This window comes from Streptomyces sp. NPDC042346 (assembly GCF_055581845.1).
In genome coordinates, this window is record NZ_JBVJEH010000015.1 from 135,037 (window position 1) to 151,052 (window position 16,016).

The window sequence follows — 16,016 nt, forward strand, 5'->3', positions numbered from 1 at the left end:
GCGGCTGCGGCATGATCGCGCGATGTCCGGCGGAGGACTGCCGGCCCTCGTAGCCGCTCTGCAGCAGTGCTGCGGAGTCAGCGCCCTGCACGCCCACCGGCAGGCCCGGGGGTGGAGTCGCCCCCAGGTCGTCACCAAGCTGGCGGAACTCGCGGAGCAGACCGACCAGGGGCCCTTCCGCGGCACCAAGGAGCTGCTGCGCGGCTGGGAGGACCTCGGCGTCCGCCCCCGCGAGCACACCGTCCGCCTCCTCTGCCTGCTCTACGAGTCGACGCCCAGCGCCCTGGGACTGGCGAGCCCCGCGCCGGTGGCGCTCGCCTCCGCGCCGCCGCCAGGCATGGAGCAGCCGGATCCCGTGCACGATCTCGCGGAGCGCACCCGCCGTGCGATCAACCGCTCCCTCGCCGACACCACGGTCAGCCCCGGCGAGCTGGACCTGCTCGACGAACGGCTCCAGAGCGCCCGCTGCCTCTACGTCACCGCTCCACCGGAGCAGATGATCCAGATCCTGCTCAGGGACTTGCAGGACATCCAGGCCCTGTCCGCCGAACGGCAGCCCGCCGCGACGCAGTGCCGCCTGTCCGAGCTGACGGCCGTCGCCTCCACCCTGGTGGCCGACGCGATGATGAAGCTCGGCCGCCTGCACGACTCCCAGCGCTGGTACGGCACCGCCCGCCTGGCCTCCGACGACGCCGGCAACCCCGAACTCCGCGCGCGGGTCCGCGTCCAAGCGGCCATGCTGCCGTACTACTACGGCCCGCTGGCGGCAGCCGCGCAGCTCGCCCGGGAGGCACGCCTCCTGAGTCGAGGCCGCCCGAGCCCGACAGCGGTGTTCGCCGTCGCCGCCGAAGCACGCGCGCTCGCCCGCCTCGGTGACCACGACGGAGCCAAGGCCGCGATCCGTCTCGCCCAAGAACTCTTCGAGCACTGCCACGGCGGAGCGGACAACGACGCCTGGGCCTTCCCCGAGCGGCGCCTGTGGCTCTACCTGTCCGGCGCGTTCACCGCCCTCGGCCAGACCATGCAGGCCCGGCACGCCCAGCAGCAGGCGCTGGCGCTCTACCCGGAGGGTCACAGCGGCATCGACCCGGCGCTGCTCCGGCTCGAGGAAGCCATGTGCCTGGTGATCGAGCACAACCCCGTCGACGCGCTGCAGCTGGCCGTGCACACCTACAGCGAGGTACCTGGCCCGCACCGCACCGCGATCCTCGGCGCCCGGGCCCAGGAGGTCATCGACATACTCCCCAACCAGCTCCAGTCGGGCCGTCCGGCCAGGCAGTTCGCGCAGGCTCTCGCACTGCCCGCCGGACGGGCGTGACACAGGACCGTGCCGTACGAAACCCTGACCACCATGTCCACCACCGCAGTCACTGCCGGCGGGTACACGCCCGCACGCCTGGCCACCGTCCTCGACCAGACGTGCCGCACCGCCGGCCTCGATCCCGCGGGCGCCGTCCTGCTGCGCGGCCACACCAACGCGGTCTACCACCTGCCCGCAGCGCGGGTCGTCCTCAAGATCGCCCGTCTCGGCACACCGCCCGAATCCGTACGCCGCACGACCGCGCTGGTCGCCTGGCTCACCGGGCTGGACTTCCCGACCGTCGGTCTGCACCCCGTACAGCAGCCAGTCGAAGCCGACGGTCACCTCGCGACGGTCTGGACCTACCTCCCCCAGCCACAGCACCCGGTCTCCGCCGAACAGCTTGCCGGCCCGCTGCGAATCCTCCACCAGCTGACCGACCCGCCCGTCCAACTGCCCGTCCTGGACACGGTCGCCGCCATCCGCCGTTCCCTGACCGCCGCCGTGGTACTCACCCCCGACGAGCACGGCCTCCTGAGCCGACGGGTGGACGAACTCGAAGATCGACTCGGCAGCGTTACCTACCTCCTGGAGCCGTCCGTCGTCCAGGGCGACCCCCAGCACCGCAACGCGCTCCACGACGGCGCCGGCGCAGCAGTCCTCTGCGACTGGGACACCGCCTCGTTCGGCCAGCCCGAATGGGATCTGACCACCGTCGAGATCCACTGCCGCCGCTTCGGCTACGGCCGAGCCCACTACGACGCCTTCGCCGCCAAGTACGGCCTCGACATCACCGAGTGGTCTGGCTACCCCGTCCTGGCCGCCCTGCGCGAGCTCCGGATGATCACCACCAATGCGAGGCGCGCCGTACCGGGCAGCGTCACCCACCAAGAGGTTCAGCGCCGCATCAGTCAGGTTGCCAGCGGCGATACTGGACGGCGGTGGAGCATCCTCTGAGCCGAGGAAGCCAACGGCGGCCCGTACCACCTCGCTAGGTGGGAAGAACTGCGGGCCAACCGCGCGCCCTTGCCGAGCGCCCGACGGCTGGCCCGAGTTCCGGGTGGCGCAAGGCTCTGCGGCGTGGCGGCGAAGGCGCATGGCGATTCCAGTTCGTTGGCCGAAATCAGTCCCGTGATCGGGTACGGCCACCAGCGAACCGTGATCGCAACGCGATAAGAAGGGTGCGCAGAGGTTGGTTTCGGCCACAGGGGTTGGCACGGTTGCTGGGAGGTTGGACAGGTGGCGGACTTGATGGACAGCGGCACGCGGCCCGGGCCGGCAGGGCGATTCACGGGGCGCCGGTTCGTAGTGACCGGAGGCTCCAGGGGGCTCGGCGAGCACATCGTCCGCCTACTGCTGTCGGAGGGGGCCCGCGTCGCAGCCTGCGGACGGCGGGCCGAGTCGCTGGAGGCGCTTCGCAACTCGGTTGACTCGCCCAAGGCCCTGTTCGCTCACGCGCTCGACGTCGCCGTCCCGGAGCGGCTTGAGCAGTTCATCGACCAAGCCGCCCTCGAACTCGGCGGCCTGGACGGTGCTGTCGCCTGCGCGGGCGGTGCACGGGGGCGCGGGATCACCGATGCCACCGCGCAGGACTGGCTGGAAACCTGGCAGCTGAACGCCGGACACTTCGCCCGCCTGACCGCGGCGAGCATCCCGCACCTTCGGACGGCTGGTGGCGGTTCGATCGTCGTGGTGTCGTCGATCTCGGGCTGGAAGCCGGGGCCCCAGGCTCAGTACGGGGCGGCGAAGGCCGCCCAGCTTCACATGGTTGCGTCCCTGGCCAGGGAGCTGGGCGGCGAAGGGGTGCGGGTGAACGCCGTGTCTCCCGGTTCCATGCTCATCCCGGGGAAGCGGTGGGACCGGATGCGCCGGGAGGAGCCCGCGGCGTTCCAGCGCTTCAGCGAGGAGTTCCCCGGCGGAGAGCTGGTGCAACCGGCCGAGGTCGCAGACGTGGTCGCGTTCCTGCTCTCCGACGAGTCGCGGGGCGTGACGGGGGTCAACATCCCCGTTGACAGAGGGCAGAACGCGCCGACTCCAGACGGGTACTAATCATCAGATCACGCTGCTGGGGCGCCGAGTATCGGGCGCGCCTTGCGCTCGAACTCCCGCACGATCGTCTCGTTGCTGTGCGGTGCCAGGCGGGCCCGGAAGGTGCGAAGGGCCTGGACGGAGCGCTCGCTGTGCACGCCGGCCAGGTGTTCGAGGGCGGTGCTCGCGGTGTCGACCGCCTCGTCGAGCCGGTGCTGCTGGAGGTAGGAGGTGGCGAGTACGGAGCGGCTGATCGCCTGGCGGCGGCGACGGTCGCCGTTGGCCTCCACAGAGGCCGAGGCGAGCTGTTCGGCCTGGGCCGACTCGCCCAGGTCGCGGTGCACCAGGGCCGCCTCCGCTTCCAGGTAGTGGTGGTCGAGGAAGCGCACCCACGGCGACTCCCCGTCCGCCCCTCTGCTCGTCTCCAGGGCGGCGCCGGCCGCGAGCAGGGAGGAGGTCGCCTGCCCTGCGTCGTCGAGCGCGGCGTATCCGCGGGCGGCCATGGCGTGCAGGCGCATGAGCCCGAGAGGACTTCCCGAGCGCTTCGCCGTCGCGACTCCCGCGCGGGCGAGGGCGACGCCTTCGGCCGGATTGCCGAGGTTCGTGGCCAGGTGCGACATCCCCGCCAGGATCTGTCCTCCAAGGACGCGGTCGCCGCCCTCGGCACACAGCCGCAGGGCTTGGATCATGTACCGCTGCGCGAGTCCGTAGTCCGCGGTGTCGTAGGAGCACCAGCCGGCCATCGCCGCCAGCTTGGCGGCGTAGGTGTAGAGGAGCCGGCGCTGCGACGGGGGCAGGGTGCGCTGCTGGAGCATGGGGGTGAGCTGGGTGCTCAGGTAGTGCACGATGCTCGCGCGGACCCCGCCGCCGCCGAAGCGGTTGTCCATCAGGTCGAACATCTCGATCATGGCTTCGACCTGGGCGACCGATCCGCCGCCGGCCACAGCGGCGAGGACGGGTGCGTTCTCCTCCTCAAGCAGCCACAAGAGCCAGCGCCGCTGCGGATCCAGCAGGGCGCTCGCGACGAACGGAACCGCTCCCAGCACGCTGCGGCGGGAGATGTCCGTCGAGCCCAGTTCGGCGAGCGTGTGCAGTGTTTCACCCACGTCTTCACGGTACGTCAGTGCGCGAGCGACGACCGGACGTTGGGCCTGCTGAGCGAAGCCGGCGTCGGCCGGGGTGACCGGGCGTCCTAAGAAGCCGGCGAGGACCTCGACGATGTAGTGGGGCGATCGCCCGCTCGGCCCCTTGGGCGTCATGCCTTGCAGCCAGCGGGTCACCGACGCCTTGTCGTAGCGCGTCACATCCCCTTGTGCCAAACCGAGTTGGTTGACCTTGCGCGCCAGGGCCGCGTGCGAGCATCCGGCTTCATGGACCAGAGCCACCAGCGCGGCGTTGCCTTCGCCGACCCCCTTCGCAACACCCATGCGTAGATGATGCCGCGCCGATCACCCTGTGTCCCAGGCTTTCGACACACGGGTATCGAGGAACAACCCGCGTGCAACCGTACAACCCTCGCGCCCCCTCCTCCGAGGGCGTGATTGCGTCGAGACTGGGAGGGCTTTGGGCTGTCGACCTTCCAGAGTGTTGGTCTGCTGGACCGCCCTCGCGGCTCGAGGCTCCGGAGGGAGACACATGCGGGTGATCTTGGACTGCTTCACCGTCGAGCCCAGTGGACTCGGTGTTCCGCCCTACCTGTCCACCTACGTCCGCAACGCCTGGTCGGCGCTCCAGCAGGCCCGGCCCGGCGAGGACGTGCGGTACCTGACCATCGACGACGTCCGGTGGTGCCTGGCCGGTGGTGGCCCTCTCGTCGAACCTCCCGAGAGCGACCCGCTCACCTACTCGACAACCGTCAACCGGGACGACGCCATCCAGCTCCTGCGGGACGCCGAGAGCGTCCTTGTGATCGCCGGAGACGCGGTGCCCTCGGTTCACCTCCACGCCGTCAACGGATCCCTGGAGGAGATCGCTCGCACGCTCGCCTGCACGCGCGGGCGCCGGTACCTGCTCGGACCGCTGTCCACCTACGCTCTCGCGGCACCCGCCCAGTACGCCGGCCTGTTCGACGCCGTCCACACCCACACGGTCACCTCCGGCGACCTCCTGCTGGGCAGCCGCCAACCCGCGGCCTACGATCAGATGCGGCGCGAGCGGACCTCGTTCACCGGCCTGATCGAGCAGATGCCGTGGCGGCCCATCGCCGAGCTGGAGCTGTACCGCGGCTGCACCCGCCGCAAGTTCTGCGACTTCTGCAACGAGCCCGCCAAGTCCCCGCTCGTCGCCTTCCGCGACGTGGACGACGTCGTCGCCGAAGCGGCCCAGCTCTACGCCGCCGGTGTCCGCAACTTCCGCCTCGGTCAGCAGACCTGCTTCTTCTCCTACCGCAACCGCGACGAAGAGGCGATCCGCGCCCTGCTGAGCGGCATCCGCGAGCACTGCCCAGACCTCGAAGTGCTCCACATCGACAACGCCGACCCCCTCGCCGTCGCCGCGCCCGTGGGCCTGCGCATCGCCAAGCTGGTCGCGGACTACTGCACCGAGGGCAACTGTGCGCCGATGGGGATCGAGAGCTTCGACCCGGTCGTCATCGAACGCAACAACCTCACCTGCACGCCCGAGATCCTTCTGAGGGCCGTCGAGCACGTGAACGAAGCCGGCGCCGCCCGCGGCCCTGGCGGCCTGCCGATGCTGCTGCCGGGCCTGAACCTGATCTACGGCCTGCCCGGGGAGACCCACCGCACCCACGCGGCGAACCTTCGGCGGCTGGCGGAGATCCTCGACGCCGGACTGCTGTGCCACCGCACGAACGTCCGTCTGGCCCGACCGTTCCCCGGAACGCCGCTGGCCGCTCTCGGAGCGCGGGAGCCGCTGCCGTCGGCGGAGCACTTCGACTCGTGGAAGGCGGACATCGACTTCACCTGGGACCTGCCGATGAAGGAACGGGTCTACCCGACCGGCCTGCAGCTGCCCGGCCTGCACTCCTACTTCATCGGGCAGGGCGGGACCTGGTGGCGCCGTCTCGGCTCCTACTCCATCCAAGTCGTCGAACGCGGAGCGGCCGTACCGCTCGGGACCACCGCCGACCTCGTGGTCACCGGCCACGCGCCCCGGCTGATCCATGGAGAGCGCCTTGCCCCAACTGCCTGACGGATCGCTTGCGGCCCTCACCGCCCTGGACAGCGCAGCCGCCCACATCACCCGGGTCGGGCTGCTGCTGCCCTGGGCGAACGTGGCGGTCGAGACCGAACTGCCTCGCCTGGGACTGCAGAACACGGTCTTCCACCACGCCCGCCTCGTGCCGGCGTCCAGAACGACCGCGGTCGACGACGCCTTCTGGCACGGGCTGCGCGACGCGTCGGCGCAGGCATTGGACTCGCTGTCCCACCTCGCGCTGGACGCGGTCGTCCTGGCCTGCACCTCGGCGGGCTTCACGGGCGGACCGCCGCTGCCCACCGGCGTCTTCACAGCGTTCGACGCGCTGCTCGACGCGCTGGCCGCCCAGGGCCTGGAGCAGATCGTGCTCGCCACCCCGTACCCCGAACCGGTCACCGAGGCGGAGGCCGCCGCGCTCGCCGAGGCCGGCATCGACGTCCTGGCCCACGCGAGCCTCGGGTTGGACGACGGGTACCCGCGGATCCCACCAGAGCGGATCCTGGCGCTCGTGGACCAGCTGCCGGACAAGGCGCTCGAAGAGGCTGAGGCGGTGGTGCTGTCCTGCACGGGCTGGCTCACCCTCCCGGTCGTCGCCGAACTTGAACTCCGCCTGGGCAAGCCCGTCTTCTCCTCCAACCTCGCCATGGCCCTACTGGCCGCCCGCGCCCGCGCAGGGATCGCGTCGTGACCGCCGACCGCGCCGCAGCGACGGCGCTGGAGATCCGCCGAGTGCACCGGCTCGTCGCCCGCGCGGCTGGCCTGCCCGACGTCCAGGCAGAGGTCGAGGCCAACCACGACGAGAACCGGTGGTGGCCGACGACGATCACCGACCCCCGCGTGCGCATGCTCGCCGCAGGCTGGTCCACCCGGGTCTCCTACCGCATGGTCGAGACCTACGCCCGAGTGATCCGCGCCGCCGACACCCGCGGCTTCGACAAGTTGATCGCCGCGACGGACACCGAACTCACCGAACTGGTCCGCCCGCTCGGCCTTCCGCAGACCAGGATCGACTACCTGCACTCCCTCGCCGGGCTGCTCCAGAACTGGGAGCAGGAAGGCATCGACCCCACCTCATCGGCGGCGAGCAGCGACGAGCTGATCGGCGACTTCGCCGGCCGCGTGCGCGGGGCCTCGTACAAGGTGGCCCAGTGCGCGCTGCTCACCGCTCGCGGCTACCACTGCGGGATCATCCCGGTGGACTCCGGCATGGTCACCAAGCTGGCCCCGGCGCTGGGCATCGCCCTCCCGTCGGGAGCGGTGGCCCATGAACGGATGCGCCACGTCCTAGAGGCCGCCGTGCACGCCCGCGCCGCCGACTTCCGTGCCCTGATCGCTGAACACGAGTACCGCGTGACCGTTCCGGACGACGTTGAACCCACCTGGTGGGTGCACCTCGTCCTGATCTACTTCAAGCGCCTGTACCTCAACGGGCCATCGCCGCGGCTGTGCCGCAACCGGCCGGTGTGCACCAAGGTCGTTGACTGCACGCACCGCGCCCGCGAGCTGCGGGCTGCCGGGCGGCGACGGTGAAGCGTCTCGACGTGATCGGCAACGTCAGCCGGGACGTGACCTTCTATCCGGACCACCGAGGAGGAGCGCGGCTCGGAGGTGCCGCGCTCCTGGTGGCGCTGGCCGCAGCCAAGGCTGGCCGCGCTGCCGCGCCTGTCTGCGTGCTCGGCGACGACCTGGTCCACCTTCCGCAGGCAGCGGAGCTCACCACGATCGACTGGTCGGCCCACCGCCGAGCCGAGGGCCCATCCGCCCACTTCGAGCTGGAGTACGACCAACACGGCGAACTGGTCGCTGTCCGCCCGGACTACGGAGTCGCCGACCAGCTGACGGCACACGCCCTCGCACACGTGGACCACCACCCGGACAGCCAGTACCACGTCTGCTGCCGTCGCCCTCTCGACACGGCAGCCGTCCTGGACCGACTCGTGCGAACCGGTGCGGACTTCAGCGTGGACTTCTTCCTCCCCAGTGCCGAAGCCATGATCCAGGCGGCCGCCCCGTGGCTCGCGTACGCGACCACCGTGTTCGTCAACGCGGCTGAGCACCGGCTCCTGCAGTCCGTCGTCGACACCACCGAGCTGCGAGAGATCGTCGTCACCGACGGCCCCCGAGCGGCGACGGTCTGGGCCTATGGACGGCAGACCGGCGCCGCGGTTCCTCCGCCGCGCCCGCCCCTCGAGGTGTCGGGAGCCGGCGACACCCTGGCAGGGACCTTCCTGGCTCGTCGCTCCCAGAGCGCCCCTGCCACCCACGCCCTTGCGCAGGCCACGGCAGCCGCAGCGCAGCACGTGACGGCACCGTCCCTTCCGATCCCGGCGCAACGCCGCTCCTGACCTTTGGAGGCACCTCCCGGTGTTCTACATAGCCCACCGGCTGTTTGCCGCGCACGACCGTGCGCTCGCGGCCGATCTCGCCGAGCGGCTGGCCCGCAAGACCGGCGCCGAGCGCGTCTTCCTCCCCTTCTGCGACACGGACGAGGAGGAACTCGTCGCCGAGGTCAAGGGCCGCCGACTGTTCGAGCTGGACCGGGCTCGGCTCGGCCGGCTGGACGCGATGGTTGCCCTCCTCCATGGGCCGAGCCTCGACGACGGTGTGTGCATGGAGATCGGCTACGCCGCCGCCAGCGGCGTCCCCGTGGTCGTGGTCACCACCGACTTCCAGACGTACTCGCTGACCGAGCAGGGCCCCTTGCTCGAGTTCCCCGACCCGCTGATCCAGGCGCTGGCCGCCCGGATCGTCCGTGTTCCCCGCCTCGGCCCGTCACCCGGCGGCCAGGTCCGCTCCCGGTACGCGGAGTTCCAATCCCGGAATCTCTCCCAGGTCGACGCTGCGCTCGACGCGGCCGTCGAGGAACTGCTGACCGTGCCAACCGGCCATCGCCAGCCAGCACGAGGCCCCGGGACCGAATCGGTGTACGTCGAGGGATCTCCCTACGCGGCATGGGGCCGCGACCACCTGGCCGAAGCCTGCGTCGATGCCGGCCGCACGGTGCTCCTGCCCCGACGCCTCACCGCTGGCGACCCGGTCGCTGGGGCCTTGGCTGACCTGTCAGCCGTGCGGACGGCGGATCGGCTCCTCGTCGACGTGTCCGGTCCGGAGACTCCCCCGGGAACAGCCCTGCTGATCGGCGCGGCCGCCGCGGCCGGCCTGCAGGTCGCGGCGTTCCAGGCGCGTCCGACATACACCCGCGCCGAGGGCCGTGAGCCCAACTGGCGCAACCTCATGATCCAGTACGCCTGCACCACCCTCCTCACCGACATCGAAGCGGTGCGGGCGTGGCTGGCCACACAATGAACCTCGCCGAGATTGCCAGCACCTGCGACACCCTGGTGCTCGAAGGACCAGACGGAGTCGGCAAGAGCACGCTGGCCGAACGCCTGTCGAAGGAATATGACTTCACCGTCGTGCACTCTCCCCAGACACCCGACCACCTCGACCTCACCAGCCGCTACCGCACGATCCTGGACGGCACTGGCCGCATCATCTTCGACCGGTGCTTCATCAGCGAACTGGTGTACGGCCCGCTCTATCGCGGCCGCTCACGCATCACCTGGAGCCAAGCCATCGACCTGGCCGAGACCGTCATAGCCCGCTCCGGCCTCTTCGTTCATCTGACCGCAGACCCCCACGTGATCCGCCGACGCCTCATCCAGCGTGACGGCGAGGCCGCGGGCCTGGAGGAGATCACCGCCCTCGTCACCGGCTACCAGCGGGCCTTCTCAACCCTCGGGGACTACACGAAGGTGCTCACGGTGGACGCGGCGACCATCGAATTCCCACCAGCCGGGTGATGGCCGGCCAAAGCGGCCTGCTGGCACTCCGCTGTTCCCAGTAGGCTGCGGTAGCACCTGCCGTCCCGCCGCCGGAGAAGTCGTGAAAATCGCAGACGCCCAGAAGCTCGCCTGGGAGAACAAGACCCTGAAGGGGTTCAACCAGACGGACGTGCCTCTGGAGTTCGGCCTTCTGAGCGCCGAGGTAGGCGAAGCCTTCACGGCCTGGCGTAAGGGCCTTCCTGACCTCGGAGAGGAACTGGCCGACGTGTTCCTCTACCTCACCGCCCTCGCACAGATGACAGGCGTAGACCTGGACGCCGAGGTTGCCCGGAAGATCGAGAAGAACACACGGCGCACGTACGAGCTCAACGAGCATGGAGCGCACATCCGAGTCAGCGACGAGTAGCACCGGCGGCTCGGTTTCGAGGGGGCAGTTTCTGTTCGGCCGAAAGGCTGTGGGGCGATGGCAAGCGCATGTCACTGGTGGTCCTGGGGGTTCAGAAGACGCGGTGACCTTCCCGGAGTGCGTGGACGATCCGGTTCAGGGCGTGCGGGATGCGTCCGGACCCCGCAGCCGAGGCATCCGAGTCGGGTTCTGAGCTGGAGTACACCTGGGCCTCTTCGCCTCGGGTACGGAAGACGTGGAACTGCTGCTGGTTGATGTCCACGCCGTAGACGCACCGTGTTTCGATGCGGTCCGGTGCGAGGTGGTTGACCCTCATTCCCAGTTCCGCGGCCCACTGCTCGTACTCGGTGAGCGCGCGGTTGTTGGGGCGCCCCCAGCCTTCGAACATCAGCGCCGCGCCCGCCACGGGGGAGTCGGCGTACTCGCGCCGCCGGAGGTCGGCCGGGGGGTGGGGGAGGTTTCTGGCGATGCTGGTGAGCGCGTCGGCGGGGTTGATGTCCCGGCCGTTCCATGACCGGGTGGGTACCATGCGCAGTTCGATCGCGCGTGAGTCGACGCCTTCCAGGTGCACGGTGAACAGGCGGGCGGGCCGGTCCCACCCGCGTCGTTCTCCCTCCCTCGCCTCGATGGCGTGCAGCGCCGTGGCCATGGCGTCGGCGAGATCGTCCTTGAAGAGGCCCAGGGGCTTGCTCGGCATGAGGACGGTGCGCTTCTCCCAGGACTGCATGGTCGCTCTTCTCTGTCGGCCCGGTGAGTGGGCGGATGGGGTCCGGCGGATGCTGGCCGGGCGATGGGGCGCGCCGGGCCGATCTATGCCGGGGGAGGGCCGGGTGGTCGCGGCCGGTATGAGTACACCCTACCTCATATTCATAGCGTTAAGCAATTATCTACTGGGTTTGATCTGCCTGTCTGCGCAGATGGGAGCGGCTGCTCCGGCCGTGGAGCCGGAGCAGCCGGGAGGGGGTGTCAGAAGACGGGCTGTCCCTCGCGGAGCGCGTGGGCGATCCGGCCCAGGCCGAGGGGGACGAGCCCGGTGCCTACCGTGGTCTGGTCGTGTTGGGCGGTGGAGAGCACCTGGGGCTGGTGGCCGCGGCGGCGATGGACGTAGTACTCCTCCTGGTTGATGTCCACGGCGTAGACGAGGCGGGTTTCGATCCGGTCGGGGGCGAGGTGGTTGACGCGCCGGCCCTGCGCGTTCGAGAGGTTCTCGTGTTCGGTCGGCTCCCGGTCGGCGGGCTGGCCCCAGCCTTCGAACATCGCGGCGATGCCGGCCACCGGGGCGTCGGCGTACGAGCGGTGCTTCACCGTGGTCGGCACGGTGGGCAGGCGCCGGGCGGTGTGGGTGATCGCGTCGGCGGGGTTGCGGACCTGGGCTCCCCAGAGCCGGGCCGGGACCACGCGCAGTTCGATCGAGCGGGTGTCGAGGTCGGCCAGGTGGACGGTGAACAGTCGGGCGGGCTTGCCCCAGCCCCGGCGCTCTCCTTCTCGTTGTTCGATGGCGGCCAGGGCGGTGGCCATGGCGTCGGCCATCTTGTCCGCGCAGAGGCAGAGGGGTGTGGTCGGCATGAGGACTGTGCGCCTCTCCCAGTTCTCCATGGTGGTGCCCTTCGGGTGCTGGTGGTGTTTGTGCGGGGTGGGCGGGGCGGTCGCGGGCCTGCGCGAGGGTCAGGGCAGGTCGCGGTACCAGGTGAGAAACCCCTCGGCGTGGCGCTGGTCGAAGGCGACGGTCAGGGTGCCGTCGTCGGCGAGGTTCTGGGTGACGCCGTCCGCCGGGCTGGTGGGGGAGGTGGTGCGGGGCCAGAGGGCGACCAGGGCGAGGAGCGCTCCGGCGGTGGGACCTGCGGCGCTGAGCTTGAGCACGATGCTCAGCGCCTCGTCGTCGATGCCGAAGTCGATCGTGCTGCCCGGAAGGTCGGAGCGCAGCCGGCCGACGAGGTGCTGCTGGTCGGGGATAGCTGCGCCGAAGGCGTCGGCGCTGGCTCGGGCCTGGGCGGTGCGCCGGTAGAAGGTGTCGATCAGCTTCTGTGCGCTGGCACGCAGTTCGGGGTCGGTGATCTCGTCCAGCGCGTGGACGGAGTGCTCCGTGGTTTCGGGCGCGGTGAGGGGGTGGAAGCCGGTGTCACGGTGGGCTCCGTCGCCGTCGAGGAGGGTGAGGATCGCCAGGTTGGCGACGGGGTGGATGTTGATCGCCCACTGGGCGGGGAGGGGATGGGGGGTCGTCACGGCGGTCTCCAAGCTGGGTGCGGGTTGGTGGCGGGGCGGGGAGGCGGGACGCAGTTGCCGTCCCCGCCCCGTGCTCGTCGTCGGCGCTGCGGCGGAGCCGCGGCGGGTGGGAGTGCGGGGCTGCCGGCTGCGTCCGCCGACGTGGTCGGGTGCGCGTAACTGGTCTCGAGGGAGCGGGTCGCCGGGCAGTGGGACACGGTGCTCGGGTTCGTTCACGGGGGTCGGGCTCCGGGTGGTGGGGTCGGCGGGGGCAGGGTTCAGAGGAGGCCGAGGGTGGGGAGCACGCCCCACCCTTCGTGGCGGATGCGCCAGGGGATCTCGGTGTCGGCCGGACGCCAGTGGCTGGCGGCGCGGGTGTGCTCGGGGGCGAGCCTGACCGTCATCTCGGTCCGCCAGCCGCGGTACTTGTCACGCTTGGCGTCCGGGTCGGTCACGGTCATCTGCACGCCGAGGTTGTCGACGACCCGGTCGCCGGCCCGGACCTTTTCGAGGAGGGTCGCCTCGACGTAGACCTGCGCGTTGCGGAACTGCTCGTAGAAGGCCTGACGGCGCTGGATGGCGCGGTGGGTGCTCGGGGTTCGGTCTTGTGGATCACGGCCGTGGAGCTTGAGGAGTTCGCGGTAGTTGCGGAGGTAGGCGGTGCGCTGGGCGGCGGGGGTGTCCGGGGTGGAGAGCATGTCGGTGACCTCCAGGCGGAGGGTGTCGTAGATGGCCGCCTGGTGGATCGGGTAGAGGCAGAGGGCGACGTCCACTCCGAACGGGGTGGCGAAGACGTGCTGGACGGTGGAGCGCCTGCCGTAGTGGCCGCGTACGGATCTGCCGAGCCAGGGGGAGTCGGCGACGGGGTGCAGCTGGGCGTGGTGGAGGTGCTCGTAGGGGTCGAGATCGCCGGGCGGCAGCGGGGACACGGGATTCTCCCTGGACGGTCGGTCGGATGGGGTCGTGGAGATCGGCCTTCCGGGCCGCGGCTGCTCCTTGTGGGCCGCAGCCGGCCGGAGCGCCGCGCTGGTGCCGGGGCGGAGGCCCCCGAGGTGGAGGTGCGTACGCGGACCGGCGGGGTCAGACGCCGGAGCGCAGCGCCAGGCGCAGCGCGTCGTAGACCGCGGCGCGCCGCTCGGCGTCGACGTGGTCCGCGAAGGCGACGTGGACGCGGAAGGCGGCTTCGTCGTCTTCCCACCGGGTGAGGGGTTCGGGCTCGGGCACCAGGTCGTCGGTGGCCAGCCCGATGGCCCATCCGCCGAGGTCGGGTGCCTTGTCGAGGAGCTGCCGCACAGCGTTGTAGGCGGTGCTGGCCGCCTCGTCGCCGAGGGACTGCCAGGTGCGCGGCTCGTCGGTGTCCGCGGCGTGGGGGATCGGCTGGTCGCAGAGGCTTTCGCCGACGCCGGACTGGGAGTCGAGGGCGAGCAGGAGCATGTGGTGGACGGTGGCGGCGGCGTGGCGAAGATCGGCGATGGTGTAGGGCGGGAGCGCGGGCGGCCCCGGTGGGGTGCCGGCGTCGGCCTCTTCGTTGTCTGCTTCGTGTTCGGCTTCGGCGCGGTCGGCGCAGTTGCCGCACAGCCCTGCCCACCCTTCGCCGTCCGCGGTGGATTCCTCGCAGTCCTCGGCCGAGCAGAAGTACTCCTCGTAGGTCGCGGTCGGGATGAACCGCACGGCCGCGCCGGGGCTGGTGAGGGTGAGGACGCCCTCCTCGAAGAGGTGCACGGCGGCGTCGTAGCGGCGACCGCGCCGCACGGTGTGCCAGACGTCGATGCCGTGGAGCTGGTGGTGTTCGGCGGACTCGGGCCGGTCCCAGGTGTTCCCGTCGCGGAAGTGGACGACGTACTCGGAGTCGAAGTCGATCGCGGCCCGGACCTCGGCGGCGGTTGCGGGGGCGGGGGTGTTCGCGGGCATGAGGAGCGTCTCTCAAGGGGGTCGGGGTGAGTGGACGGGCGGGGTGCTGCCGGGCGGCCTCGGGCCGCCCGGCAGCGGGCGGGTCAGATGCGGGTGACGCTGTCGCCGCCGTCGGTGAGGACCAGCATCAGGCGGCGGTGGTCGTGCGGGGCGTCCCAGGCGACGCCGAGCTGCCGGATGAGCGGGTGGGGATTCCAGTGGGTGACGGTGCCGGTCGCCCCGGCGGGGACGGGGTCGTGCTCGTCGGTGCACAGGACGACCTTGATGCGGTCTCCGGCGGTGAACTCGGGCTGCACGTCTGCTCCTTCGGTGAGAGGCGGCCGGGGCGCTGGGGGACGGCCCGGCCACGGGCGCGGTGGCGGGTCAGGTTCAGCGGTGTTCGGTCTCGCCCTTGTTGTCGACCTCGACGAGCAGGAGCCGGGGCCGGTCGGCCTCGTGGTCGATGTGCACGTACGGGACCAGGTGCTCGCCCTTCCAGTGCCGACGCAGCCGTACCAGCACGCTGACGCCGTAGACCCGCAGCTCGTAGGTGTCGCTGGGGCTCCCGCCCTCGGGGTCGGGGTCGGCCTCGACGATGGCCAGGGTGGCCCGGCGCGCCTGGAAGGTGGTGCTGCGGCGGCGCAGCGGCATGGTGGTGGCGAAGACGTAGACCGCGACGCTGGAGAGGGTGGCGGCCATCAGGGCGTCGGCGGCGGTGTGCGGCTCGTAGAGCCAGGAGCTGCCGAGGGCGACGGCGGCGCTGGGCAGGGCGCACAGGACACTCCAGCGCCACCAGCGGGCGGATGAGGTCCGGCCGGCGGGAGCGGGGCGGCGGGCTGTCTCGGGCACGGATGCCTCCAGAAGTGGGCGGGCCAGAAGGCGCGGAGAAGAGGAGGGAGTCGCACGGCCCGGGCCCGGATGGGGCACTCGTTCGCCCGGCGACACCTCAAACAATACATAGACGCATAGAGTTAAGCAACTTCCTTGATATCGAACCCCTCCCTCCGCACTCCTGTCGCGCCCGGCCGGCGGCGCGTTGCGCGATCGACCTCCCGCTTGGCCGGCGGCGCTGCGCGGGGGTCGACGTTGGCCGTCGGTGTCGTTCCCCGGCATGCAGGGTGGTGGTCGACGGCAGGGGCGAGGGCTGGAGCACCGGACATGTTGCTTAAGTCTATGAGTTGCTTTATGTTTGGGGAGCCGCGGACCCGAGTTGCACGCCCTCCTCCCGGCAATCACGCACTCACCACCC

The 16,016-nt window shown here is 70.8% G+C and carries 18 protein-coding genes; 10 read left to right on the plus strand and 8 right to left on the minus strand.

Going from position 1 to position 16,016, the window contains the following annotated elements; genetic code table 11:
* Positions 1–22 precede the first annotated feature (22 nt).
* The 3 genes from ACZ6K0_RS40935 (at position 23) to ACZ6K0_RS40945 (ending at position 3,349) form a co-directional block, all read left to right on the plus strand.
* On the plus strand, positions 23–1,318 hold the full coding sequence (locus ACZ6K0_RS40935; protein WP_469235090.1) for a hypothetical protein: 1,296 nt from the start codon (positions 23–25) through the stop codon (positions 1,316–1,318).
* 33 nt (positions 1,319–1,351) lie between these two features.
* Entirely contained in the window at positions 1,352–2,257 is a 906-nt protein-coding gene (locus ACZ6K0_RS40940; protein WP_469235088.1) for a phosphotransferase family protein, read from the plus strand.
* 294 nt (positions 2,258–2,551) lie between these two features.
* Positions 2,552–3,349 (plus strand): SDR family NAD(P)-dependent oxidoreductase, encoded by a 798-nt coding sequence (locus ACZ6K0_RS40945; RefSeq protein WP_469235086.1) that lies wholly within the window; start codon positions 2,552–2,554, stop codon positions 3,347–3,349.
* Between the two features lie 8 nt (positions 3,350–3,357).
* Here ACZ6K0_RS40945 and ACZ6K0_RS40950 read toward each other — a convergent pair whose 3' ends face one another.
* Positions 3,358–4,755: a hypothetical protein gene (locus ACZ6K0_RS40950; protein ID WP_469235084.1), complete on the minus strand. Its 1,398-nt coding sequence runs from the start codon at positions 4,753–4,755 to the stop codon at positions 3,358–3,360.
* Between the two features lie 208 nt (positions 4,756–4,963).
* Between ACZ6K0_RS40950 and ACZ6K0_RS40955 the strand changes: the two genes are divergently transcribed.
* From ACZ6K0_RS40955 to ACZ6K0_RS40985, 7 genes are all read left to right on the plus strand, one after another.
* Complete coding sequence (locus ACZ6K0_RS40955; protein ID WP_469235082.1) at positions 4,964–6,478, plus strand: radical SAM protein; 1,515 nt, start codon at positions 4,964–4,966, stop codon at positions 6,476–6,478.
* Positions 6,462–7,172 (plus strand): maleate cis-trans isomerase family protein, encoded by a 711-nt coding sequence (locus tag ACZ6K0_RS40960; RefSeq protein WP_469235081.1) that lies wholly within the window; start codon positions 6,462–6,464, stop codon positions 7,170–7,172. The genes ACZ6K0_RS40955 and ACZ6K0_RS40960 overlap by 17 nt, the downstream gene beginning before the upstream one ends.
* Positions 7,169–8,014, plus strand: coding sequence for an HhH-GDP family DNA glycosylase (locus ACZ6K0_RS40965; RefSeq protein WP_469235079.1), 846 nt, complete (start codon positions 7,169–7,171; stop codon positions 8,012–8,014). Before ACZ6K0_RS40960 ends, ACZ6K0_RS40965 begins: the two co-directional genes overlap by 4 nt.
* Positions 8,011–8,829: a PfkB family carbohydrate kinase gene (locus ACZ6K0_RS40970; protein WP_469235077.1), complete on the plus strand. Its 819-nt coding sequence runs from the start codon at positions 8,011–8,013 to the stop codon at positions 8,827–8,829. The genes ACZ6K0_RS40965 and ACZ6K0_RS40970 overlap by 4 nt, the downstream gene beginning before the upstream one ends.
* Before the next feature lie 19 nt (positions 8,830–8,848).
* On the plus strand, positions 8,849–9,790 hold the full coding sequence (locus ACZ6K0_RS40975; protein WP_469235076.1) for a nucleoside 2-deoxyribosyltransferase: 942 nt from the start codon (positions 8,849–8,851) through the stop codon (positions 9,788–9,790).
* Complete coding sequence (locus ACZ6K0_RS40980; protein ID WP_388011286.1) at positions 9,787–10,287, plus strand: hypothetical protein; 501 nt, start codon at positions 9,787–9,789, stop codon at positions 10,285–10,287. Before ACZ6K0_RS40975 ends, ACZ6K0_RS40980 begins: the two co-directional genes overlap by 4 nt.
* A gap of 82 nt (positions 10,288–10,369) precedes the next feature.
* Positions 10,370–10,675 carry a MazG-like family protein gene (locus ACZ6K0_RS40985; protein WP_388011288.1) on the plus strand — a complete coding sequence of 102 codons (306 nt, stop codon included), beginning with the start codon at positions 10,370–10,372 and terminating at the stop codon, positions 10,673–10,675.
* A gap of 91 nt (positions 10,676–10,766) precedes the next feature.
* Here ACZ6K0_RS40985 and ACZ6K0_RS40990 read toward each other — a convergent pair whose 3' ends face one another.
* From ACZ6K0_RS40990 to ACZ6K0_RS41020, 7 genes are all read right to left on the minus strand, one after another.
* Positions 10,767–11,402 (minus strand): hypothetical protein, encoded by a 636-nt coding sequence (locus ACZ6K0_RS40990; protein WP_469235073.1) that lies wholly within the window; start codon positions 11,400–11,402, stop codon positions 10,767–10,769.
* 239 nt (positions 11,403–11,641) lie between these two features.
* Complete coding sequence (locus ACZ6K0_RS40995; protein ID WP_469235071.1) at positions 11,642–12,241, minus strand: hypothetical protein; 600 nt, start codon at positions 12,239–12,241, stop codon at positions 11,642–11,644.
* Positions 12,242–12,340: 99 nt separating this feature from the next.
* Positions 12,341–12,898 (minus strand): hypothetical protein, encoded by a 558-nt coding sequence (locus tag ACZ6K0_RS41000; RefSeq protein WP_469235069.1) that lies wholly within the window; start codon positions 12,896–12,898, stop codon positions 12,341–12,343.
* A 257-nt stretch (positions 12,899–13,155) separates the two neighbouring features.
* The gene (locus ACZ6K0_RS41005) at positions 13,156–13,806 is read right to left on the minus strand and encodes a hypothetical protein (RefSeq protein WP_469235068.1); all 651 of its coding nucleotides are present in this window, start codon (positions 13,804–13,806) and stop codon (positions 13,156–13,158) included.
* A gap of 151 nt (positions 13,807–13,957) precedes the next feature.
* Entirely contained in the window at positions 13,958–14,788 is an 831-nt protein-coding gene (locus ACZ6K0_RS41010; RefSeq protein WP_469235066.1) for a hypothetical protein, read from the minus strand.
* Positions 14,789–14,871: 83 nt separating this feature from the next.
* Positions 14,872–15,084, minus strand: a complete 213-nt coding sequence (locus tag ACZ6K0_RS41015; RefSeq protein ID WP_469235064.1) for a hypothetical protein — start codon at positions 15,082–15,084, stop codon at positions 14,872–14,874.
* 73 nt (positions 15,085–15,157) lie between these two features.
* Entirely contained in the window at positions 15,158–15,616 is a 459-nt protein-coding gene (locus ACZ6K0_RS41020; RefSeq protein WP_469235062.1) for a hypothetical protein, read from the minus strand.
* Between the last annotated feature and the right edge of the window lie 400 nt (positions 15,617–16,016).

Bases quoted from the DNA above. Each gene is read 5' to 3' on its own strand.
- ACZ6K0_RS40935 (WP_469235090.1), top strand. From the start codon at position 23: ATGTCCGGCGGAGGACTGCCGGCCCTCGTAGCCGCTCTGCAGCAGTGC.
- ACZ6K0_RS40940 (WP_469235088.1), top strand. From the start codon at position 1,352: ATGTCCACCACCGCAGTCACTGCCGGCGGGTACACGCCCGCACGCCTG.
- ACZ6K0_RS40945 (WP_469235086.1), top strand. From the start codon at position 2,552: ATGGACAGCGGCACGCGGCCCGGGCCGGCAGGGCGATTCACGGGGCGC.
- ACZ6K0_RS40950 (WP_469235084.1), bottom strand. From the start codon at position 4,755: ATGGGTGTTGCGAAGGGGGTCGGCGAAGGCAACGCCGCGCTGGTGGCT.
- ACZ6K0_RS40955 (WP_469235082.1), top strand. From the start codon at position 4,964: ATGCGGGTGATCTTGGACTGCTTCACCGTCGAGCCCAGTGGACTCGGT.
- ACZ6K0_RS40980 (WP_388011286.1), top strand. From the start codon at position 9,787: ATGAACCTCGCCGAGATTGCCAGCACCTGCGACACCCTGGTGCTCGAA.
- ACZ6K0_RS40990 (WP_469235073.1), bottom strand. From the start codon at position 11,402: ATGCAGTCCTGGGAGAAGCGCACCGTCCTCATGCCGAGCAAGCCCCTG.
- ACZ6K0_RS40995 (WP_469235071.1), bottom strand. From the start codon at position 12,241: ATGCCGACCACACCCCTCTGCCTCTGCGCGGACAAGATGGCCGACGCC.
- ACZ6K0_RS41010 (WP_469235066.1), bottom strand. From the start codon at position 14,788: ATGCCCGCGAACACCCCCGCCCCCGCAACCGCCGCCGAGGTCCGGGCC.